The organism is Arthrobacter sp. P4_F11 (assembly GCF_056401395.1).
Window position 1 is genome coordinate 30,773 of the sequence record NZ_JBFUJK010000013.1, and the last position, 21,030, is coordinate 51,802.

Sequence of the window (21,030 nt, forward strand, 5' to 3'; positions counted from 1 at the left end):
AACATCAACAGTTCGTTGACAACAGGATGTTGATGCCAGAAGCTGGTGGAGTCGAGGGGCGCCGAACCAACGGGAAAGAGGGTCTGGAATGAACGAGACCGACGGGACCCGTCCGGGCGGCGACGCTGCGCAGGCTCAGCGCCAAAGCGAGGCCACGCGGATGTTGCTGGACCGGGGCGCCGCCGAACTCCCGCCCCGGCCCTGGCTGGGTGAGCGGCAGCCCCCTTCAGCGAGTGACCTCATCCAGCACGTCCTGTGGCGGTCCAACGGGACAGACCGCGGAGAGCCGGTGGATGGTCTGGACGTGCGGGCCGCCCTCACCCTTGTGTCAGCCGCGCGGGCAGAGACCGATGGCCTGGAAACGGCACTCCTGTTCCTGGCGCGGGCGGAGGGGCTGACCTGGCCCCAGATTGCCCAGAGCCTGGGCCTCCGCTCGGCGCAGGCCGCGCAGCAGCGACTGGATCGGCTGTCCGGCAGGCCCGAGACGGGCCTGGTGGGCTGACGTGGAATTCACCCCTGAGGCCAGTGCCGGAGCAGAAGGCAGGGATCGCGCCGGCGCGGTTCTCACCGGCATCGGCGCCAGCCCGGGCACCGCCTGCGGGACCGCCCGGACCGTTCACAGCGTCGACGAATTCCCCGCGCTGGCCCCCGGCGACGTCCTGGTCTGCCGCACCACTGACCCCGCCTGGACGCCCCTGTTCGGGATCGCCGCCGCCGTCATCACGGAAACGGGCGGGATGCTCTCGCACGCCGCCATTGTGGCCCGCGAACAGGGCATCCCCGCTGTTCTGGGGGTGGCCGGCGCCCTGACCCGCATCACGGACGGAACGACGCTCGTGGTCGACGGAACTCACGGAACCGTCCGCGCGAAACCGGCAGGTCCCGGAGCGGGTCCATGAGCCCGCAGCAGCCATCCATGCTGCTCACCCTCCACGCCCTGAGGCTGCTCGGCTTCGCTGACACTGAATCAGTTGCCGCCCGGTTTGGCCAGGATCCGCACGACGTCGAACGGCTCCTCATTGACGCTGGCGCGAACGGGTGGGCGTCGCGCTCCTCATTCGGGGGAAACCGGGGCTGGTCCCTGACCGTGGCCGGCAGAACTGAAAACGAACGGCTCCTGGCCGAGGAGCTGGACAGCGCGGGCGGCCAGGCAGCAGTCACCGCCGTGCACGCGAAGTTTGCACCCCTGAACGCTGGAGTCGTGGCCGCCTGCAGCAAACTCCAACTCCGCTGGCTCGCCGAGGGAAGTCAGTCCAACGATGGGATCGACGAGCCAACACAGCAAACCTTCACCCAGGCGTTGGCGTCCTTCAGCGATCTGGAAGTCCGCCTGACCGCTGTGTTGCCGAGGTTCAGCGGATACGCGGAACGCCTCGATCTGGCAATGGAAAACGCAGCCACGGAGCTGGCGTGGCTCACCGCCACAGACCGCGACTCCTTCCACCGCATCTGGTTCGAATTGCACGAAGATCTCATCGCCACCCTCGGCATCCGGCGATGAACGCCGGGCTCCGCCGGTCCGGACCCGGGGTCCGGTCGTCGGAGTTTGGCTGGTACATCAAGCCACGGCTCAGAAGGGTGGATTGGTGGGCTCGCCTGATTTTCGTCAGGCGCATCCGCGGCCCCCAGCTCGGCTGGTCCGCCTAGTCCAGGCTGAGTCTGGACGCTTCGCGTGCCAGCTTGGTGATCTGCTCCCAGTCGTTGTTGTCCACGGCTGTCTTTGGAGTGAGCCAGCTGCCGCCGACGCAGGAGACGTTCGGCAAGGCGAGGTATCCGGGTGCTGAGTCGAGGCTGATGCCGCCTGTTGGGCAGAACTGCACCTGCGGGATGGGCGCCCCGACGGCGGCGAGGTAGTCGGGGCCACCGGCGGGTCCTGCAGGGAAGAACTTCATGGCCGTCAAGCCGCGCTCGAGGACGCCCATCACTTCACCTATTGTGGCAACGCCGGGCAAGAACGGCACGCCGGTGGTCAAGAGGTGGTCCAGCAGGGTTTTGGTGATGCCCGGGCTGACCAGGAACTGGGCTCCGGCGTGGATGGCGGCGTCAGCCTGCGCCGGGGTCAGGACGGTACCGGCACCAACCAAAATGTCAGGCACCTCGTCTGCAATACGTTTGAGCGACATGAGGGCGCTCTCTGTCCGGAGGGTGAGTTCGATGATGCTGACACCGCCGTCCGCCAGCGCCCGGGCTATGGGAACGGCGTGTCGTGGGTCATCGATGGTCACTACCGGGATGACGGGTGAAACGTGCAGGATGCTGGCGGCATCAGCCATGGTTGATCTCATTTCCCAGGCCGTCCAGCCCGTGGGTGTCGATAATGCGGTACCAGTGGATGAGGAGGTCGGCAAACCCCTGGTGTGTCGCGAGTCCGCCGTCGAAGACGCTGCGGCAGCCAAGCAGCGCGGTGACCACGGTGGCCGCTGTGCGCGTAGCCGGCAGTGCTGCGTGGAGCTCGGGCGCGAGCGGGTCGTTGAGTTCCGCGGTCGGTGTGGAGGCCACGTGGTGCATCCAGGCCGCCACGGCCAGGGCGGCCCAGCGCGGCTCGCGCCCGGCGTTCAGGCTGCCGCGGACCGTGGTTAGGAGCCTCAGCCCGATCTTTTGGGACCCATCGCTGCCCACCTTGGCCGTGGTGTGGCCGAGCGCGGGATTCGCGAACCGGGTGAGCACTTGCGCGCAGTACGCTGCCCCGTCCAGTCCGGCTGGCAGCGTGATCGTGGGCAGGGCATCCTCGGCCATCATGCGGCTGCAGGCGGTGCGGAAGGCCTCCTCCCCCACGGCGTCGCTGATCGTGGCCTTTCCTGTTGCCAGCCCCAGGTAGGCCAGCATGGAATGGCTGGCGTTCAGCAGGCGCAGCTTGGCGTCTTCCCAGGCGGCCACGTCGGAGCTGAAAAGCGCGCCGGCGTCCTCCCAGCGCGGGCGGCGCGAAGCGAAGTTGTCCTCGATCACCCACTGCAGGAAGGGTTCGGCCACCACCGCGGCCTCGTCCCGGAGCCCCAGTTCGCGTTCGACGGCATCCAGGTCACCGGCCGTGGTGGCCGGCACCATCCGGTCCACCATGGTATTGGGGAACGTGACATTCTCTCCCAGCCAGGACAGCAGCGGCTCCGCCTCGGCGGCCGGGAGCGCGGCGGCGAAGGCATGCACGAGGGTCCGGGTGAGCTTCCCGTTGCCGGGCAGGTTGTCGCACGAGACCACGGTGAGGGGTCCGGCATCGGTGCGGGCGCGCTGCTGGAGCCCGCGGGCAATCTGTCCGATGGCTGTCTGCGGAGGCCGTCCCGCGAGGTCGGCCCTGACCTGGTCGTCTCCGGTGTTGAGGGTTCCCGTGTGGGGATCGATCCGGTAGCCCTTTTCGGTGATGGTGAGGGTGACAACCGACGTCGCAGGGTCGGCTATCCGGTCCACCACGGTTCCGGGGTTGTCCCGCCCGGAGATGGCCTCCACGATGCTGGACACCACGAGCAGCGGCGCGGCACCGTCCCCCCGCTCGGTCACGGTGAAGAGCCCGTCCTGCGGCGTCAGTTGGCGTGCGACGGTGTCGGAGCGCTGGGTGACTCCGGTGATCCCCCACCCGAAATCGCCGGAGGCCAGCATCGCGTTTTCGGTGAACACGGCCGTGTGGGCGCGGGCGAAGGCGCCCAGGCCGAGATGGACGATCCCGGGCTGCAGTTTGTCCCGCTGCAAGCGGGCCTGCTGGCTTCCACCGGCGGCCAGCGAAGCGGAGCTTAGGCGTGTGATGACAGCTCTCCTTTGGTGGCCTGCCGGGCATGTGCGCTTGTCTGCTCAAAGGTGGGGATCAGGCCGGTCCCGCCCTTGCCGCCAACTACAAGCGATGCGGCCGCAGCCCCGTATCGGGCGGCCGCTGCGAGGCTGTCGCCCAGCACCATCCGGGCGGTCAGCGTGCCAACGAAGGCATCGCCGGCACCCGTCTGGTCCACGACCGACGGGGCCGGTATCGCATCAACCCACGAGCACTCGTGGTCAACGGTCAGCAGTTTGCCGTCCAGCTGGATTCCCTCCGCGCCGCAGGTCACGGCCACGTTCGCGGCGCCCAGGCTGCGGAGCTTCGCCGCCGCCTCCTTTGGCGTGGTGCAGTCCAACAGCGCGGAAGTTTCGCCCGGAAAGGAGGGAGTGATCAGGAAGGTCCGCGGGGCCAGCTCTCCGAGCAGGGCAGCCGCTTTCTCCACCGAGGTGAGCCTGGGCCGGTAGTTGGGGTCAAAAACGAAGCGGCGGGACAGTGCCGATGCCTTGAGGACGGCGGCCCGCGACGTGGCCGAGATCGCGCAGGCGATCCCGCCGGCGATCACCGCCTTCGCCGTGGAGAAAACGGCCGGATTAACGTCCTCCGGGGACAATGTGGAGCCGACGCTGCCCTTGCGGGCGTAGGAGAACTCGCGCTGGCCTACCGGGTCGGAGTGCACCAGGTAAACGCCCTGCTGGCCGGTCCTGAACTTCAGCAGCTCGTCCGAAATGCCGAGTTCGCGGATCCTGGCGGCGATCGCCTGGCCGAGGTCGTCGTCGGTCAGCACTGCCAGCAGCCCGGTGCGGGCTCCGGCCGCGGCGGCGGCAGCGGCGACGTTCAGCGCATCGCCGGAGATGCCTAACCGGGCGGGAACGCCGTGGCCGAATGCGACGTCGGTTGCCACCTCCACGAGGATCTCCCCCATCACCACCACGTCGAAGGGCCGGTTCTCCTGCGTGGAGTCGTTCGATTCGTATGTTGAGGCGCTCACCAGTCGTGCACCGACCCGTCGAGCCGGCGGTTGATGGGCAGGTACTTCGGTTCGAACGGGAAGGCCGTGGCCGCTTCCTCATTGAACTCGACGCCGATGCCGGGGGCGTCCCCGGGGTGCATGTAGCCGTCAGTGAAAGTGTAGGACGTCTTGAAGACCTCACCGGCCGGATCCCGGTGGCCCATGTACTCCTGGACGCCGAAGTTCGGAATGCTCATGTCCACATGCAGGGCCGCGGCGAAGGAAACCGGGGAGAGATCTCCGGCGCCGTGCGAGCCGGACCGGACCCCGTACAGGTCTGCGAGCGAGAAGATGCGGCGCAGGTGCGTGATGCCGCCCGCGTGCGATACGGACGTGCGGATGTAGTCGATCAGGCGTTCGGTGATCAGCTGCTGGCAGTCCCAGATCGAGTTGAACACCTCGCCCACGGCGATGGGCGTGGTGGTGTGCTGGCGGATCAGGCGGAACGCCGACTGGTCCTCGGCCGGCGTCGGATCCTCGATCCAGAACGGCCGGTATTGCTCCAACGAGGCGCCCAGGCGGCCGGCCTCGATCGGCGTCAGCCGGTGGTGTACGTCGTGCAGGACGTGCACGCCGTAGCCGAACTGCTCGCGCACGTGCGCCATCATCTTGGGCGCGAAGTCCAGGTAGGAGGTGGTCTCCCACATGTCCTCCTGCGGGACGTTGCCGCTGGCCGGCTCGTAGGTCTTGCCGTCCACGGGCGCGATCCCGTAGGTCTTTTCCAGTCCCGGCACGGCAGCCTGCGCCCGGATGGCCTTGTAACCGAGGTCCAGGTGGTGCTGGAAGTCGGCGCTGAGGTCCTCCAGCGTGGAGCCGCTGGCGTGCCCGTAGACCATGACGCCCTCGCGGGCTGCCCCGCCCAGGAGTTCGTAGACCGGCATGCCGGCCACCTTTCCCTTGATGTCCCAGAGCGCGATGTCGATCGCGGCGATCGCGGTCATGGTCACTGGCCCGCGGCGCCAGTAGGCGCCCTTGTAGAAGTACTGCCAGGCGTCCTCGATGCGGCGGGCGTCGCGGCCGATCAACAGCGGGCACAGGTGCTCCGACAGATAGGACGCCACGGCCAGTTCGCGGCCGTTCAGCGTGGCGTCGCCAACGCCGGTAACGCCGTCTTCGGTTTCAATAACGAGCGTGACGTAATTCCGTCCTGGCGACGAAACCACTACTCGTGCGTCGGTGATCTTCACTGGCTGGTCCTTCGGATGTCGAATGCCCTGAGATGGTGCGGGGCTTGGTGGATTGGCGTGCCTCAGCCGAGGCGGAGCATGACCTTGCTGCTGCCGGAGGCGGGGTCCGCCGAGACGCGCATGGCTTCCTCCGCCTGGTCGATGCCGAACTTGTGGGTGATGACCGGGGAGACGTCCAGCCCGTCGGCCATGGCGCGGAGGGCGTCGCCGATCTCGTCCACGAACCGGTAGGAACCGATCCAGGTGATCTCGCGGGTTACCAGGTCGCCGAGGGCGGCCGGCGCCGGGGCACCGGGAAGGTTGCCGACCTGGACCAGGGTTCCACCGCGGGCGGTGGCCCGGAGCACGCCTCCGAGTACTGCCGGGATTCCGGTGGCTTCGAAGACCAGTTCCATGTCTTCGGGAAGGCTGACGCCGCCGGAGACGTTCAGGACGTCGTCTGCTCCCATGGCCTTGGCGATCCGCAGTGATGCGTCGTTGATGTCCACGGCAATGACTGTCCTCGCGCCGGTGTACTTGGCCGCGGCAACCACCAGCGAGCCGATCGGCCCGGCCCCATTGACCAGGACGTCTCTGCCGGTGAGGGTTCCTGCCCTGCTGACGGCGTGCATGGCGACGGCGAGCGGTTCGGCGAGCGCGCCGCACAGGGTGTCCACGCCGTCGGGCAGCGGGCGGATCTGCGAAGCCTTGGCGAGCTTCCGCTCGCTGAAGCCGCCGTCGGTGTGCGGGTCAAAGGCCGCCGAACCGAAGTACCTGATGTGCGGGTAGAGGTTGGTGCGCCCCGCCAGGCGCTCCGGCATGGTTCCGTCTCCCACAAGTTCCGCGGGGTGCACGGTGACGGGTTGGCCGACCTCGAGGTCGTGGACACCGGCGCCCAGCTGGGCGATTCGGCCGGCCACTTCATGGCCGAGGACGAGCGGCGACTTCAGGACCGCGGTCCCGGAGGCGCCGTGGCGCCAGTAGGAGAGGTCCGAGCCGCAGATCCCGCCCCATTCGACGTCGATGACTACCTCGCCGGCTCCGGCGACGGGTTCGGGACGGTCATCAATGCGGAGGTCGTTTGCTCCGTGGACGACGACGGCTTTCATACGGCATCTTCCAGACGGACCAGGTCCCGGCCGCGGACCTCGGGTCCCACGGCTGCCGAGATCAGGGTGATCAGGGAGTAGCCAATGAGCATCGCGGCGAGCGGCCACCACTGTCCGGTGATGGCGGTGAGGGTGGCGGCCAGCAGCGGGCCGATGGCGGTAGCCAGGATGCCACCGATTTCCTTGGCCAGCGCGAGCTGGGTGAAGCGGGTGCGTGCTCCGAAGAACTCGGCCATGGTGACGCTCTCCATGGCGAAGAGGCTCAGGACGCCGAGGTTCAGCCCGATGACCAAGGCGATAGTGATGAGCGCGGAATTGCCGCTGGTGACCATGAGCATCATCGGGATGGCGAACAGTGCGGTGAGGGAGCTCAGCACCAGGTACAGGGGCTTGCGGCCGAACCGGTCCCCCAGCACGCCCATGACGGGGATGGTGAGAAATCCGAGCAGGGAGCCGTACACGATGGCGGTGGTGCCCACGCTCTTGTCCACCAGCAGGACCGTGGCGAGGTAGCCGATCAGGAAGGTTTGGATCAGCCCTGAGTTGCCGGCCTGGCCGAACCGCAGTCCCAGGGCGATCAGGAAGGCCTTGCCCTTGCGCTGGTGCAGGGCAGCTTCGATGGTGCTGGTGTTTGCGAGCTCATCTGCCGCGACGATTTGACTCTTGGACAGTGCCACGCCGTCCACCACGTCAGCCCGCTGTTCGAAGACCGGGCTTTCCTTGAGGGAGCGGCGGATCCAGACGGCGAAGAGCATCAGCACGAAGCTGAACAGGAACGGAATGCGCCAGCCCCAGCTCAGCAACTGCTCCTCGGAAAGTGTGCTCACCAGGACTGCCCAGAGCGCGGAAGCGGCGAGCGTGCCGGAGTTCGTGCCGAGGCATACGAGGGAGGAGATGAGGCCTCGCCGGCGGGCCGGAGCGAACTCGGCCAGCATCACGGTGGCACCGGCGATCTCGGCGCCAGCCCCGAAGCCCTGTGCCAACCGCAGCACAACCAGCAGAATGGGAGCCCAAATGCCGATCATCGCGTACGTGGGCAAGAATCCGATGAGGGTTGTTGAGGCGCCCATGAGGGCGATGGTGATGAAGAGGACCTTCTTGCGGCCGATCCTGTCGCCCATGCGGCCGAAGTAGACGGCACCGGCAAGACGGGCAACGTAGCCCACGCCGTAGGTGGCCATGGCGGCTATGAGGCCCACGACCGGGCTGACATCGGGGAAGAAGATCTTGTTGAAGACGATGGCTGCTGCCAGGGAGTAGAGCTGGAAGTCCATGAATTCCATGGCAGTTCCCAGCCACCCGGAAACAGCAACTTTAGCCAGTTCCTTGGTGGGTTTGGTCTCCGGCAAGGTGGTGGGCGGCGCAATGCTCTCGGTCATCTGATGCTCCTTTGCAGGCGATGAAAAACGAAGGGGAGAGTCGAACGGAAGAAGGCCGGCGTTCTCTCAATGTGACCGGCGGCACCTCGCTAACTACTACCATACAAGCACTACCATTCTAGTGTGTCAAGGGAATAGACTGAGGGCATGGCATCCGAAAAACACAGCAGGGGACAGTCGCCGCGGCTGTCCGTGCGTGACCAGACCCTGGAGACGCTGCGGCGGCGCATCATCTCCCTGCAGCTGCCGCCGGGTGAGCCGCTCTCGGAGAACGAGCTCGCGCAGGAACTGGGGGTCAGCCGCACGCCGGTGCGGGAAAGCCTGATCCTGCTCAGGGAAGAGGGGCTGGTCCAGGTCTACCCGCAGATCGGTTCCTTCGTCTCGCTCGTGGACCTCGGGCGGGTCTCAGAAGCGCAGTTTGTCCGCGAGGCCATCGAGTGCGCTTCCCTGCGCGACCTCTCGGTCGATGTAGCGGGCATCGCGGGACTTCGTGCGATCCTTCAAGGCCAAACGGAGGCTGAGGCCGCTGGTGACGTGGAGGAGTTCTTCCGCCTGGACGAGGAGTTCCATCGAGAGCTTCTCCGGCTTGCAGGGCACGAATCCGCCTGGGCCGCGGTCAACTCCGCCAAGGCGCATCTCGATCGCGCACGACGCCTGAGCCTGTTGGAGACGAGGCCCATTGCGGCGCTGATCCAGCAACACGCCGCGGTAGTGGACGCCCTGGAAGCCAACAACCTGGCGGACGCCGACAGCTCATTGCGCCTGCACCTGCGAGGCGTCTTTGAGGATGTTCAACGCATCCAACAGGCCACTCCGCAACTTTTTTCCGACGGAGCCACGCGCCGGCCGACTCGGCGCAGCGTGGCTCGCCTGGCCTGACCGGCGCCCTGACGGGCTCTGCCGGGAGCGGCAAGAGCTCATCCGCTGCTGGATGACCCTCGCGCGGCGGCCTGGACCTGCTTGACGGGTTTCGTCGCGGGCATGCCGATGACGGCGACGACGGTGAGCACGGCGGCGATCATGACGGCCAGGAACACGGCGGATGACGCCGCCACGATCGTGTGGGGATCCGTATCGCCGTGCGGGGTACCGGCGTAGACAGCGTTCGCTATCGCGCCGAAGACGGCGACGCCGATGGAGCTGCCGATCGACCGGGCGAAAAGGTTGGTGCCGGTGACCACGCCGCGCTCGTTCCATTCGACGCTCGTCTGGGCGGCGATCAGGGTCGGGGTCGCGACCAGCCCGAGTCCGAGCCCGACGATGAAGCAGCTGAAGGCGACGAGCGCAACGTTGGGGACGGAGGCGGTGACGGCCAGGACTCCCGTGCCGATGACGGTGACCGTGATGCCGATCAGGGCAGTGTTCCGGAACCCGATGCGCAGGTACAGGCGGCCTGACTGGGACGCACTGATGGGCCAGCCGATGGTCAGCGCCGCCAGGGCGAGCCCGGCCACGATCGGGGAGGTCGAGAGGGCTCCTACGAGGAACGTCGGAACGTACGATGTGATGCCCAGCATGACCGCTCCCACGCCGAAAGCGACCATCGCCGTCGTCGCCAGCAGCCGCCGGGACACCACCCACGAAGGCAGGACCGGCTCCGCCGCCCGCCGTTCGACAAGGATAAACGCGACGAACAGGAAGGCACCGCCGGCGAACACTGCGTCGCTGATGCCGGAGTCCCAGGCCCAGGCCTGGCCACCCTCGAGGGCCCCGAGAATGAGCAGCGTGAGCGAGACCGTGAGCAGCCCCGAGCCCAGATAGTCGACCCGGTGCTTCACGGGCTCGATGTTCTCGTGGAACGACCGGACCAGCATCCATCCGGCCACAAGGCAGAGGGGGATGTTCACGAGGAAAATGCCGCGCCAGATCCCGAGCGAGGCAAACACTCCCCCAAGCGTCGGGCCCACCACTGAGGAGACAGCCCACACGCTCGCCAGGTAGCCCTGCACTTTTGCCCGCTCGGCGAGGGTGTAGATATCCCCGGCGATGGTGATGGCCATCGGCTGGACCGCGCCGGCGCCCAGGCCCTGCACGACGCGGAAGGCGATGAGGGCCGGCATGCTCCAGGCGGCTCCGCACAGGATCGAGCCGAGCAGGAACAGGCCGATTCCGATCAGCATGATCGGCTTGCGGCCGATGGTGTCGGAGAGCTTCGCGTAGACCGGGACGGACACGGCCTGCGCCAGCAGATAGGCGGAGAACAGCCAGGGGAACGACGTGAACCCGCCAATGTCGTGCACGATCGCGGGCACGGCTGTCGCCACCACGGTCGCGTCGATCGCCACCAGGCCGGTGGAGAGCATCAGGGCAATGAGGACAGGTCCGCGTTTGGAGCGGAAACCGACTCCCTCGGCAGGCATCGTGGTCACGTGCATCACTCCCGGTGCGGTCGTCTATTGAGCAGTGTCTATTGCGCCCAGTCGGCGTCGTCGTAGGGGCGGCCGCGGAAGTGGGCGCGGAGGTACTCCCCCACCACGGCCGCGCCCAGGTCCCCGGCCTCGGGCGCCACCACGCGGCCGTCGATGCGGCGGGCCATCCGCTGGACGAAGCGTTCCAGGGAAGGGTCGTCGCCGAGCCGGAAGAACGTGGCCTGCGTGCCGGCGCGGGCCAGGCGGTCCAGTTCGGCGACCGTCAGGCGGATGGTCTCCGGGTCCGGCGGCCAGCAGAACCAGGACTCGCCGTCGGCCAGCAGGTGCGCGGTGGGTTCGCCGTCGGTCACCACGAGCAGGACGGGCTGCATCGAGGGGTGCTGGCGGAAGAACCGGCCGGCCAGCAGCAGGCCGTGATGCAGGTTGGTTCCCTGTTCCCGCAGGGCCGGCAGGGCCGTGAGCTCACCAATGTCCATGGTCTGCGCGTAGCGGCCGAACGTGATCAGCTGCAGCCGGTCGCCGCGGAACCGGGTTGAGACGAGGTGGTGCAGGGCGAGGGCGGTGCGTTTCATGGGCACCCAGCGTCCCTCGGCGGCCATCGAGAAGGACACATCCGCGAGCAGGACGACGGCGGCCTGCGTGCGCGCCTCCGTCTCCGTGACTTCGATATCACCCACGGCGAGGCGCAGTCCGCGGCCCGGGTCACCGCCGTCGGCGATCGTGCGGCGGATCGCGTTGGTGATGGTGCGGGTGACGTCCCACGGCTCGGCGTCGCCGAACTCCCATTGGCGGCTGGAGCCGGTCTGCTCCCCGGCCGCCCCGGCAACCCGCGTGTCCCGGCGGCCCTGCCGGCCGGAGAGCTGCTTGGCGGTGTCCCGCAACAGCGACCTGCCGAGCCGCCGCATGGCCTGCGGGGACAGCCGGAGATCACCGTCGGCGCTGCGCTGGAGGAAGCCGCCGTCCTGCATGGCCCGCTCGATCTCCGCGAGGGTGCGGGCCGACACGGCGGCATTCTGTCCGAGCTGGCGGGCGAGGGCGTCCAGGTCCAGGTCATCGAGGCGTGACCCGCTGTAGGCCTGGGAGAGCTGTTCGGCCAGCTCGTCCAGTTCGGCGATGTCCTGGAGCACGCCGGTGCCGTCGCCGAGCCCGAGTCCTTCCTCGCCCTCGAAGCGTTCTGAGCCGGACCAGTCCTCGCCGGGGCGCAAAGCCTGCAGGTTGGAATCGAGTTGGCCCAGCTGTGCCATAAGCTCGGGCGAGCCGAACGCCTGCGCGGAGAGCCGCATCAGCTCCTCGCGCTGCTCGGCGGACATGGATTGCAGGAGCCGCTGGGCGGCGGCCGCGCGCTGGGCGAGCGCGTCCACCAGCTCCTCGACCGACTGCGGGTTCTCCGGGAAGAACTGGCCGTGCTTGGCCATGAATTCCTGGAAGTCCGCGTCGGTGTCCTCGCCGCGGCGGTGTTTGCCGAGGAGCCCGTTGAGGTCCTGCAGCATCTCGGCCACGGCCGCGCGATCCTCCTCGGTGGCGCCCTCGAGCGCCTCCTTCATGCCAGCGAACCGCTGGTCCAGGAGTTCGCGGCCCAGCAGATCCTTGATCCGCTCGTAGGCCTCCCGCGCGGTGCTGGACTGCCAGTCATAGGAGGCGAGCTCGTTGACCGCCGCCGCCGTGGAGCGCGGCAGGTTCTGCAGCTGCATCTCCCGGAAGGCGCGGTCGGTGTTGTCCATCATCGCGTCGCGGGCTAGTTGTTTGCGCTCCTCCAGCACCGCAGTCTCCAGCAGCTTCTGGACTTCGCTGAGGGTGCCGTCCAGGTTGTGCCGGGCCAGCAGTTCACTGCGCCGCTGCTGAACGCGGCCGGCGAGGTCGTCGAGGCCTTCCCGGTTCCGGCCGCCGCGGCGCAGGAACTCCCGGAGGGCGTGCCGGGGCGAGTATCCGGCCATGACGTCCTCGGCGACGGCGTCCAGCGCCTCCGCCAGGTCCACCGGCGGGGCGAGCGGATCCGGTCCTCCCGTGTACCGGCCATACCTGGACCGGTTGTGAGCGGTCATGAGGCCTCCTTAGCCGTAAAGCTGCCTACCCGTAGATCGTCTCCTCGTCGTCGGACTCCTTGGAGATCCGCCGGGCAAGGTAGAGCCCTTCCAGTGCAAGTTCGACGGCGGCGGCGCGCTGCCCGTCGTTTTCCGCGCCCAGGCGCTCACTGATGTCGTCGTAGAGGCTGGATCCGTTGAGGGACGGAAGATTGTGAAGGAACTCCCGCGCGGTGACCAGTTCCCCGGTGGTGACCGTGGCGTGGCCGTCGAGCGCGGCCACGAGCGGGCCCATGTCCAGGCCGTGGAAGTGCGCCCGCACGGCTTCCGCGGTGGCCATGCGCAGGAGGTGGTCCAGGACGTCCTGTTCACGGCCTTCCTCACCGGATTCGAACTCGATCTTCCCGGCGAGGACGTCCACGGCGGCGTCCAGGTCGATGATCCGGGCGACAGCCTCGTCCTCGCCGCGCACGCTGGCCCGGCGCAGGGCCGCCGCGGCAACGGTTTCGGCGCCGGCGATGGCGAACCGCGCGGAAACCCCGGAGGTCTGGTTGACCGCCGGCGACTGCCGCAGCGCCCGGGTGTAGCGGGCCAGGATCTCCAGGATGACGGGCGGGACGCCGGCCACCAGCTGACCCTCCTGCCGGATGACGGCGACCTCGTCGTCGAGCTCGATCGGGTAGTGGGTGCGGATCTCGGCGCCGAAGCGGTCCCGCAGGGGCGTGATGATCCGGCCGCGGTTGGTGTAGTCCTCCGGGTTGGCGGACGCGACCACCAGGACGTCCAGCGGCAGCCGCAGCACGTAGCCGCGGATCTGGATATCGCGTTCCTCCATCACGTTGAGCATCGAGACCTGGATCCGCTCGGCCAGGTCGGGCAGCTCGTTGATGGCAATGATGCCGCGGTTGGAGCGCGGGACCAGGCCGTAGTGGATGGTTTCCGGGTCCCCGAGCCGGCGTCCCTCGGCCACCCGCATCGGGTCGACGTCGCCGATCAGGTCCGCGACGGACGTGTCCGGCGTCGCGAGCTTTTCGACGTACCGTTCCGAGCGGTGCCGCCACGCCACCCGCAGCCGGTCCCCCTCGGTGAGGGCCAGGGCGCGGGAATGCTCCGTGATGGGTTCGTACGGGTGTTCGTTCAGTTCCGAGTCCTCGATCACCGGCGACCACTCGTCCAGCAGCCCGGCCAGGGTGCGCAGGAGCCGCGTCTTGCCCTGGCCCCGTTCGCCCAGCAGGACGACGTCGTGCCCGGCGAGCAGGGCCCGCTCGAGCTGGGGCAGGACGGTCCGGCTGAACCCGAACATCCCGGGCCAGGGATCCCGGCCGGCGGCAAGGGCGGCGAGCAGGTTGTCGCGGATTTCGCGGCGCAGGTCCTTGTGGACGTGGCCGGAGGCACGCAGTTCACCAACAGTGAAGATATCGGGGCGATCACTCACTCCTCCACCGTAGACCTCTACCGTGCGGGGAATCGAGGGTTCTTGCAGATTCCTGCGCATTGGGCCGGGGTGCAAGAGAGCCGCCCGGGTCCCCGGTCCGAGCTTGCGAGGGACGGGGCAGGCGGTGAGCGTTAGGCTGATTCTTGATGACTGCATCAACCGCGCCGGCACCTCCGGCCCCCGCGACCTCACCCGAGCGGCAGGGCACGCTCCTGCTTCTGGTGCGCCACGGGGAAACGCCGACCACGGGCATGGTGCTCCCAGGGCGCGCCCCCGGACTGCATCTGTCCGACCGGGGCCGGGCCCAGGCGGAACGGGTCGCGGAACGGCTCGCGGGCTTGTCCGTCGACGCCCTCTATTCCTCCCCGCTGGAGCGCGCCTGCGAGACGGCAGAGCCGACGGCGGCCCGCACGGGACTGGCGGTGGCGCACGACGAGGGGCTGCTGGAGTGCGATTTCGGCGAATGGACCGGTGCCGCGATCGCGGACCTGGCGGCCCTGCCCGAGTGGCAGACCGTGCAGCATAGCCCATCCGCCTTCCGTTTCCCGAACGGTGAGAGCTTCACGGAAATGCAGGCGCGGATCATCGGAGCACTAGAGCCCCTGTGCGCGGCCCACGCCGGGGGTGTCGTGGTCTGCTTCTCCCACGCCGATCCCATCAAGGCCGCCGTCGCCTACGCCTTGGGGACGCGGCTGGACCTTTTCCAACGGATCGTTATCAGCCCGGGCTCGGTGTCGGCCATCTCGTTTGTGGAGGGGCAGGACCCGGCCGTGTTGATGGTGAATTCGACGTCGGAACCGCTCAGCGGGCTGCGGGCGTCATGAATTGGGGCAGCCGGTGTCCGGCCGGGAGCTGACCCTGCTCACGGAGGGCCGGGTCGAGCTGGTCGGACGCATCCCGCGCAGCAGCAACGAGACGTTCCTGGTCCAGGTCTCCTGCGGCGAGGACGAGGGGTACGCGGTCTACAAGCCGGAGGCCGGCGAAAGACCGCTGTCCGACTTCGAGCCCGGACTCTACAAGCGCGAACGCGCCGCCTACCTGCTCAGCGAATCTCTGGGCTGGGGTTTCGTCCCGCCGACGGTGATCCGCGACGAGGCCCCGCTGGGCGTCGGGTCCCTGCAGTGGTTCATCGAATGCGACTTCGGCGAGCACTACTTCACCCTGATCGAGGACGCCCCCGAGACGCACCGCGACCTGGCCCGCATCGCCCTGTTCGACTACGTCGCCAACAACACCGACCGCAAAAGCGGGCACGTGCTGCGCGGCGACGACGGACGGGTCTGGGGCATCGACCACGGGCTGTGCTTCTCCGCGAGTTTCAAACTCCGCACCGTGATCTGGGACTTCGCCGGTGATCCCATCCCCGATGCGCTGCTCGAGGACATCGCCCCGCTCGCCGAGGCCGCTCCTCCCGAGGTGGCCGAGCTCCTCGACGACGACGAGGTCGCCGCCCTGCAGCGCCGCGTCCAGCGCCTGCTGCACGCGCGGGTCCTGCCGGTTGACCGCACCGGCATGCGCTACCCGTGGCCCCTCGTTTAGGCACCCGCCCGTCCGGGTGTCCAACGATCCCGCCATCTGCCGCAACGTCCGGACCGACGGCCAGCTGGAATCGGGCCCGTAAAATGGGGCCATGGTGAAATCAGCTCCGCGGTTCGCGGGATGAAGAGCGCTGGTGGCCGACTGCTGGCCGGACTTGAGCTCGACCGCGCAGCGGCTGAGCCTTTGCACCAGCAGCTGTATGCGCAGTTGCGCACCCAGATCCTGACGGGTTCTATGCCGAGCGGAACCCGCTTGCCCTCGACCCGCACACTCGTCACCGAGCTGGGAGTATCGCGGATCACTGTCGTGGCTGCGTTCGAGCAACTCACTGCTGAGGGCTTCCTGCGCTCACGTGCGGGTGACGGCACGTACGTCGACACCCTGTGGAGCGATGCCGCCCCGCAGCGGCCGATGTCCCGGCCGCCGCTGTCCGAACGCGGAGCCGCCACCTCTTCGCGGGGCACCGACCTGTTCAGCGAGGCGCCGCACACGTGGGCGCCGGCCGAGACCGAATCGTTCGTTGCCAGTCAGGTTGCGTCCTCGGCTTTCCCCGCGGCGACCTGGAAGCGCCTGTTGGGGCGCCATGCCGGGCGCACCGATCCGCTTGCGATCGGCTACAGCGATCCCCACGGCTACCGCCCATTGCGGGAAGCGATCGCGGAATACGTCAACGACGTGAGAGCCCTGGGGTGCACGGCGGACCAGGTGGTCGTCACCTCCGGTGCGCAGCAGGCCTTCAACGTGCTGGCGGTTCTCCTGCTCGACGCCGGCGACCCCGTCGTCGTCGAGGACCCGGGGCACATCTCCGGACGGCTCGCCTTCCAGTCCCAGGGCTGTCCTGTCCGGGGCGTCCCCGTCGACGACGAGGGAGCAGTCCTCCCGGACGACGACGCGGCTCCGGCACGCCTGGCCTGCCTGACCCCCGCGCGGCAGCATCCGCTCGGCATTGCGATGAGCCCGGGGCGAAGGGCGGAGTGGATCGCGTGGGCGCAACGAAACGGGAGCTGGATCGTCGAGGACGACTGCGACAGCGAGCTGCGCTACCGCGGGAAATTCCTCCCCACCCTGTTCGGGCTCGATTTGAGCAGGCAGGTGATCACTGTGGGCTCCTTCAGCAAGGTGCTCGCGCCGTCGATCCGCCTCGGATACTGCGTGCTGCCGGAGGACCTGGTGAAGCCGTTCGCATCCGCATCATCGGTCATTGGGCGCCCGCCCGCGATGGTGCTCCAGATGGCCCTCACGGACTTCCTGTCGGAAGGGCATCTGCACGCCCACCTTCGCCGCACCCGGCGTCTCTACGCGGCACGTCAGGACGCCCTGCTCGAAGCAATCGATCACCAGTTGAGCCACAGGATTGAAGCCGCCCCGGTCGACGCTGGCCTGCACGTCATGGGTTGGCTCCGTGAACCGGTCGACGATATCGAGGTAGCCAGGGGACTGGCCGCGGGCCGGGTGTACACCTACCCCCTCGGCGAGTACCGGCTCACCCGGCAGCTCCCCCCGGCGCTGCTGATCGGGTTCGCCGGCACCGCGGAGGAGCACATGCCGCAGGCTGTCGGCAGGATGGCCGCCGCGTGGGACCGATGGGAGCGCGTCGCCGCAGGTTCCTGAATGGACTTAAAGACTGTGGCCTTAATGGATCTTTTTTGCGTTCCATTATCGGCGTACAAATGGTGAGTGACATTCGCCACCACCCCTGACACGCCTCCCGAGGAGCCAACGATGCCCCCTGCCGATGCCCAATTTCAGGCGCTCCTGAGATCCCGCCTCAACGAAGAGGAGATCGGGTCCCTGCCCCGCCTGACCGACGAGCTGGCCCGGACCCTGATCGAACGGATCGACCGCGCCCCTCTGTTCGCACACGCTTACGCCCTCCTTGGCAACCTGACCTACGGCGGGTACGGGCCCGATGATGTGCTCGACTTCGCGCATCGGCACGGCCTGGCCGGCGCCTGCATCCACCTCCTCGACGGCGAGGAGCGGAGCCTGGGCCGGATGAGCGAGAACAGGCTGCGCGAGTTCGCCGACCGCGCGCGCCACCTGGGCCTGAGCATCCACCTCGAGATCAGCACCACCCTGCGCGCGGACGTGGACGAGGTGGTCCGGATCGCGGGGGTCCTCGGCGTCCGGCACATCCGCGTCTACTCGCGCTTCGAGGGCACGCTCTCGCAGGTGATGACATTGATCGAGCAGGACCTGCGCCGGCTCGCCGTGCTCGCAGACGAGCACGATCTGCACTTCTCCTTCGAGCAGCACGAGGAACTGCGCTCCACCGAGATCGCCGAGTTGCTGGGCCGGGTCTCCCATCCGCGCCTGCACGCCATGTTTGATTTCGGGAACATGATCAATGCCTGCGAGCGCCCGATGGATGCCCTCTCCGCGCTCGCGCCGCACATCCTGCAGGTTCACCTAAAAGGGGTGCATGTTCTCCCCGAGGGGGACGGCTATGGTCACCGCGGTGTGCTGCAGGGAAGCCCTGAGGACGACTTGCCCGGTGCGCGGATGCTCTTCGAGCTCCTGATGCTCGGCGAGGACGAGCCCCAGGTGATCGCCCTGGCCCTCGAACAGGAAAATCTTTACTACGCTCCCGCCTTCCGGCACGCCGGCGAGGGCGCGGACCCGTTCATCCCGTACCGCGATCTGAGCGCTACCGGCATCCCGGCCGGATGGACCCGGGACGAGCTGCTCGCTGCAGAACCCGGCTGGGCCGACCACCAGGTGGCCTATGTGAAGGATCTGCTGACCTCGCTGCGCAACGTCGCCGTCGCCCAGCTCGACACAACCAACTCTCTGGCAGGTGCACGATGACCACATTGACTCAGACCCCCGGGAAGTCCACGAACCGTGTCGACTGGAGCAAGTGGATCCGCTTCGCCCTGCTCGTTATGGCGGGCGGCACGATCTATAAGCTCGCCAACCTCAAGGACGCGTTCTACGTCCCCATGCAGGAGGCGATGGGCCTCAGCCACACTGAGATCGGTACGCTGCTGAGCGTCAACTCGATGGTCGCGACGGCGCTCTTCATTGTCGGCGGTTACCTCGCCGATCGCTTCTCCACGCGGATCCTCATCCCGCTCGGACTCGTCGGCACCGGAGCGCTGGGCCTGTTGCTCAGCACGTTCCCCGGCTTCAGCACGCTCCTGCTCCTGTTCGCGCTGCTCGCCGTGTGCTCGGACTGCCTGGTCTGGCCTGCGTTGCTGAAGAGCATCCGTCAGCTTGGCGGCTCGAAGGAACAGGGGCGGCTCTTCGGCCTCCTCGAGGGCGGTCGCGGTGTCGTCGACACTGCCGTGGCGTTCTCCGCGCTGGGAATTTTCGTCCTGCTCGGTTCGGGTACCGGCGGATTCCGTGCGGCCATTGCCTTCTACGCCATCATTGACGTCGTCGTCGGCGTGCTGTTGTTCCTGCTGCTTCGCAGTCGGCCAAGCAATCAGACAAGCGAGCCGGCGAGCGAGCCGGCGAGCGAGCAGCCCGTGGCGAAGAAGAAGAAGGCCGGCCTCGGCGAAATCTGGCGTGCCGCGAAGCAGCCGCAGCTGTGGTGGGTGAGCTTCACCGTGTTCATGGTGTACGTCGTGTACTGCGGCCTCACCTATTTCATCCCGTATTTGACCTACGTGTACGGGCTGCCTGTCGCGCTGGTCGGCGCCTACGGCATCATCAACCAGTACGGTCTGAAAATCATCGGTGGCCCGCTCGGCGGAGTCCTCGCGGACAAGGTAGTCAAGGGTGCGAGCCGGTACATCCGGTTGGCGTTCCTGTGCCTGATCCCGGTGGTGGCGGTGCTGCTGCTCCTCCCGGCCGATCCGGGCAGCCAGATCCCGGCGATGATCGTGACCCTGCTGTTTTCACTGATCGTCTTCACCATGCGGGGTGTGTTCTGGGCGCCGATGGACGAGGTCGGGATTCCGGAGGAGACCAGCGGCACGGCTTTCGGAATCGCTTGCCTGGTCGGCTATGCACCAGGGATGTTCGCTTTCATCGTCTACGGGGCAATCCTCGATGCGAATCCGGGAGCCGGCGGTTACCACATCGTGTTCCTCGTGCTCGCGGCCCTCGCCCTCGTGGGAGCGGCCGTGTCCAGCGGGCTCGTGCGGGCCGCCCGGGCCCGACGGACTGCGGCGGAGGTCTGATCGTTTACCGGACTCTTTACCGGACGGCGGCGGGGCTTCCGCCGTCGTCCGCTGGCGTTTGGGCGAAGGCGACTACAGTGCGGGCCAGCCGGCGTCTGAGGCGTGGATGGCGCCGATCATCTACCGTGAAGCGTCTCAAATTTTTACGCAGGCAGCCAGGAGCCACCCGCCAGCAGGGTAAAGTTATCTGTTCGTAACATTTATCTGACTGAAATGTGTTTGAAGATGCCTGCAGACTCCGCTATTGAAGACAAGCCGAAACAGCTCCTCGGGCTAAGTGGCACCCAGACTATTGGATCGGCGTTGGCCGCTGTGACCTCTGCCTTGGTGGGGTCCTTTCTTGGCGTTGCCGGGACGCTTATTGGCGCCGCACTCGGCTCCATCGTTGCCACGGTGGGCGCCGCCCTGTATGCCCGGACACTCAGTTCGGCCGCCACCGTGGCAATGACGAAAATCCCAAAGCGACGCCGGGGTGGACTGCCCGCTGACGACGCCGGCGTGCTGGCCGCCAGCGCCCCGGCCGAGAACGACGGACCTCGAGCCAAACGGCTGAAGAGGCAGTTCACACCGAAGACCTGGATTAAGGTCGGGGCGGTCAGCGCTGCCGCATTCGTTATCGCGATGGTCGGTGTCACTGCGGTCGAATTCGGAACCAATAAGCCCATCTCCAGCCTTGTCTCGTCGGCGTCGAGCATCGAGGGCGGTGCGACCGGACCCACGACGACGCTGGGCACGGCCCTGGGCGGCACTCCGACTGCCCCGGACAAAACGGACGCATCCACCAAGGACGTGAAGGAAGGACCTGGGCAAGTTGAGCAAGTGCCTGCGAAAGTCGAGGAAGGCGCCAACAAAGTAGATGGCCTGACCACGGACGGTAGCACCAGTGGCGCGGACAGCGGCTCGGCCGGAACCGCAGTGCCGGGAGCCGGCGCACCAAGCGACAGCACGCCAGCGGACGTCGCCCCCGAAACCGGCCAGAGCCCGGAGCCTGCCCCTGCAACTGAACCGACCCCGCAGCCCGAGGTGTCCTCGGATTCGGGATCGGCCGGGCAGCCCGCACCGTAATGGTGATGATAGGGATCAAGGACCGATAGGCACCTGTTAGGGATGGCGGGGCCGGGCGGCGGTGTTGTG

The 21,030-nt window shown here is 67.7% G+C and carries 19 protein-coding genes; 10 read left to right on the forward strand and 9 right to left on the reverse strand.

Features of this window, described 5'->3' with window-relative positions; all coding sequences use genetic code 11:
- The first annotated feature begins 88 nt into the window (after positions 1-88).
- The 3 genes from AC1DRO_RS14635 to AC1DRO_RS14645 are packed head-to-tail and all read left to right on the forward strand — an operon-like array spanning position 89 to position 1,501.
- Positions 89-502 (forward strand): hypothetical protein, encoded by a 414-nt coding sequence (locus AC1DRO_RS14635; RefSeq protein ID WP_476951361.1) that lies wholly within the window; start codon positions 89-91, stop codon positions 500-502.
- Position 503: 1 nt separating this feature from the next.
- A complete protein-coding gene (locus tag AC1DRO_RS14640; RefSeq protein WP_476951362.1) occupies positions 504-899 on the forward strand; it encodes a PEP-utilizing enzyme in 396 nt (131 codons plus the stop codon).
- Positions 896-1,501 (forward strand): hypothetical protein, encoded by a 606-nt coding sequence (locus AC1DRO_RS14645; protein WP_476951363.1) that lies wholly within the window; start codon positions 896-898, stop codon positions 1,499-1,501. The genes AC1DRO_RS14640 and AC1DRO_RS14645 overlap by 4 nt, the downstream gene beginning before the upstream one ends.
- A gap of 142 nt (positions 1,502-1,643) precedes the next feature.
- Here the strand turns inward: AC1DRO_RS14645 and eda are convergent, their stop codons facing one another.
- The 6 genes from eda to AC1DRO_RS14675 form a co-directional block, all read right to left on the reverse strand.
- Positions 1,644-2,273, reverse strand: a complete 630-nt coding sequence (gene eda, locus AC1DRO_RS14650) for a bifunctional 4-hydroxy-2-oxoglutarate aldolase/2-dehydro-3-deoxy-phosphogluconate aldolase (RefSeq protein WP_476951364.1) — start codon at positions 2,271-2,273, stop codon at positions 1,644-1,646.
- Positions 2,266-3,681 (reverse strand): mannitol dehydrogenase family protein, encoded by a 1,416-nt coding sequence (locus AC1DRO_RS14655; protein ID WP_476951365.1) that lies wholly within the window; start codon positions 3,679-3,681, stop codon positions 2,266-2,268. Before AC1DRO_RS14655 ends, eda begins: the two co-directional genes overlap by 8 nt.
- A 41-nt stretch (positions 3,682-3,722) precedes the next feature.
- Entirely contained in the window at positions 3,723-4,664 is a 942-nt protein-coding gene (locus tag AC1DRO_RS14660) for a PfkB family carbohydrate kinase (RefSeq protein ID WP_476951443.1), read from the reverse strand.
- Between the two features lie 62 nt (positions 4,665-4,726).
- Positions 4,727-5,938 (reverse strand): D-mannonate dehydratase ManD, encoded by a 1,212-nt coding sequence (gene manD, locus AC1DRO_RS14665; RefSeq protein WP_476951366.1) that lies wholly within the window; start codon positions 5,936-5,938, stop codon positions 4,727-4,729.
- Between the two features lie 62 nt (positions 5,939-6,000).
- Positions 6,001-7,026 carry an L-idonate 5-dehydrogenase gene (locus AC1DRO_RS14670; RefSeq protein ID WP_476951367.1) on the reverse strand — a complete coding sequence of 342 codons (1,026 nt, stop codon included), beginning with the start codon at positions 7,024-7,026 and terminating at the stop codon, positions 6,001-6,003.
- Positions 7,023-8,405: an MFS transporter gene (locus AC1DRO_RS14675; protein ID WP_476951368.1), complete on the reverse strand. Its 1,383-nt coding sequence runs from the start codon at positions 8,403-8,405 to the stop codon at positions 7,023-7,025. The genes AC1DRO_RS14670 and AC1DRO_RS14675 overlap by 4 nt, the downstream gene beginning before the upstream one ends.
- Positions 8,406-8,552: 147 nt before the next feature.
- On the opposite strand from AC1DRO_RS14675, the gene AC1DRO_RS14680 reads away from it, so the two are divergent.
- Positions 8,553-9,284 (forward strand): GntR family transcriptional regulator, encoded by a 732-nt coding sequence (locus AC1DRO_RS14680; protein ID WP_476951369.1) that lies wholly within the window; start codon positions 8,553-8,555, stop codon positions 9,282-9,284.
- 38 nt (positions 9,285-9,322) lie between these two features.
- Here AC1DRO_RS14680 and AC1DRO_RS14685 read toward each other — a convergent pair whose 3' ends face one another.
- From AC1DRO_RS14685 to AC1DRO_RS14695, 3 genes are read right to left on the reverse strand one after another with little or no spacing between them, the layout of a single operon-like run.
- Complete coding sequence (locus AC1DRO_RS14685) at positions 9,323-10,780, reverse strand: MFS transporter (RefSeq protein WP_476951370.1); 1,458 nt, start codon at positions 10,778-10,780, stop codon at positions 9,323-9,325.
- A 32-nt stretch (positions 10,781-10,812) separates the two neighbouring features.
- Positions 10,813-12,816 carry a vWA domain-containing protein gene (locus AC1DRO_RS14690; RefSeq protein ID WP_476951371.1) on the reverse strand — a complete coding sequence of 668 codons (2,004 nt, stop codon included), beginning with the start codon at positions 12,814-12,816 and terminating at the stop codon, positions 10,813-10,815.
- Positions 12,817-12,841: 25 nt separating this feature from the next.
- Positions 12,842-14,230, reverse strand: coding sequence for a sigma 54-interacting transcriptional regulator (locus AC1DRO_RS14695; protein ID WP_476857600.1), 1,389 nt, complete (start codon positions 14,228-14,230; stop codon positions 12,842-12,844).
- Positions 14,231-14,376: 146 nt separating this feature from the next.
- Between AC1DRO_RS14695 and AC1DRO_RS14700 the strand changes: the two genes are divergently transcribed.
- The 6 genes from AC1DRO_RS14700 (at position 14,377) to AC1DRO_RS14725 (ending at position 20,961) form a co-directional block, all read left to right on the forward strand.
- Complete coding sequence (locus tag AC1DRO_RS14700) at positions 14,377-15,054, forward strand: MSMEG_4193 family putative phosphomutase (RefSeq protein WP_476951372.1); 678 nt, start codon at positions 14,377-14,379, stop codon at positions 15,052-15,054.
- 13 nt (positions 15,055-15,067) lie between these two features.
- Positions 15,068-15,769: an SCO1664 family protein gene (locus AC1DRO_RS14705; RefSeq protein WP_476951444.1), complete on the forward strand. Its 702-nt coding sequence runs from the start codon at positions 15,068-15,070 to the stop codon at positions 15,767-15,769.
- 120 nt (positions 15,770-15,889) lie between these two features.
- Positions 15,890-17,380 carry a MocR-like pyridoxine biosynthesis transcription factor PdxR gene (pdxR, locus tag AC1DRO_RS14710; protein ID WP_476951373.1) on the forward strand — a complete coding sequence of 497 codons (1,491 nt, stop codon included), beginning with the start codon at positions 15,890-15,892 and terminating at the stop codon, positions 17,378-17,380.
- A gap of 66 nt (positions 17,381-17,446) precedes the next feature.
- Positions 17,447-18,577: a sugar phosphate isomerase/epimerase family protein gene (locus tag AC1DRO_RS14715; RefSeq protein WP_476951374.1), complete on the forward strand. Its 1,131-nt coding sequence runs from the start codon at positions 17,447-17,449 to the stop codon at positions 18,575-18,577.
- Positions 18,574-19,896 (forward strand): MFS transporter, encoded by a 1,323-nt coding sequence (locus AC1DRO_RS14720; RefSeq protein WP_476951375.1) that lies wholly within the window; start codon positions 18,574-18,576, stop codon positions 19,894-19,896. Before AC1DRO_RS14715 ends, AC1DRO_RS14720 begins: the two co-directional genes overlap by 4 nt.
- Before the next feature lie 225 nt (positions 19,897-20,121).
- Positions 20,122-20,961 (forward strand): hypothetical protein, encoded by an 840-nt coding sequence (locus tag AC1DRO_RS14725; protein WP_476951376.1) that lies wholly within the window; start codon positions 20,122-20,124, stop codon positions 20,959-20,961.
- Positions 20,962-21,030 lie beyond the last annotated feature (69 nt).

What these genes read in the sequence shown, in the direction of transcription:
- AC1DRO_RS14645 (WP_476951363.1), top strand. Translation starts at nt 896, where the DNA reads ATGAGCCCGCAGCAGCCATCCATGCTGCTCACCCTCCACGCCCTGAGG.
- AC1DRO_RS14680 (WP_476951369.1), top strand. Translation starts at nt 8,553, where the DNA reads ATGGCATCCGAAAAACACAGCAGGGGACAGTCGCCGCGGCTGTCCGTG.
- pdxR (WP_476951373.1), top strand. Translation starts at nt 15,890, where the DNA reads ATGAAGAGCGCTGGTGGCCGACTGCTGGCCGGACTTGAGCTCGACCGC.
- AC1DRO_RS14660 (WP_476951443.1), bottom strand. Translation starts at nt 4,664, where the DNA reads ATGGGGGAGATCCTCGTGGAGGTGGCAACCGACGTCGCATTCGGCCAC.
- AC1DRO_RS14690 (WP_476951371.1), bottom strand. Translation starts at nt 12,816, where the DNA reads ATGACCGCTCACAACCGGTCCAGGTATGGCCGGTACACGGGAGGACCG.
- AC1DRO_RS14675 (WP_476951368.1), bottom strand. Translation starts at nt 8,405, where the DNA reads ATGACCGAGAGCATTGCGCCGCCCACCACCTTGCCGGAGACCAAACCC.
- AC1DRO_RS14635 (WP_476951361.1), top strand. Translation starts at nt 89, where the DNA reads ATGAACGAGACCGACGGGACCCGTCCGGGCGGCGACGCTGCGCAGGCT.
- AC1DRO_RS14700 (WP_476951372.1), top strand. Translation starts at nt 14,377, where the DNA reads ATGACTGCATCAACCGCGCCGGCACCTCCGGCCCCCGCGACCTCACCC.
- eda (WP_476951364.1), bottom strand. Translation starts at nt 2,273, where the DNA reads ATGGCTGATGCCGCCAGCATCCTGCACGTTTCACCCGTCATCCCGGTA.
- AC1DRO_RS14720 (WP_476951375.1), top strand. Translation starts at nt 18,574, where the DNA reads ATGACCACATTGACTCAGACCCCCGGGAAGTCCACGAACCGTGTCGAC.
- AC1DRO_RS14725 (WP_476951376.1), top strand. Translation starts at nt 20,122, where the DNA reads ATGCCTGCAGACTCCGCTATTGAAGACAAGCCGAAACAGCTCCTCGGG.
- AC1DRO_RS14670 (WP_476951367.1), bottom strand. Translation starts at nt 7,026, where the DNA reads ATGAAAGCCGTCGTCGTCCACGGAGCAAACGACCTCCGCATTGATGAC.
- AC1DRO_RS14685 (WP_476951370.1), bottom strand. Translation starts at nt 10,780, where the DNA reads ATGCACGTGACCACGATGCCTGCCGAGGGAGTCGGTTTCCGCTCCAAA.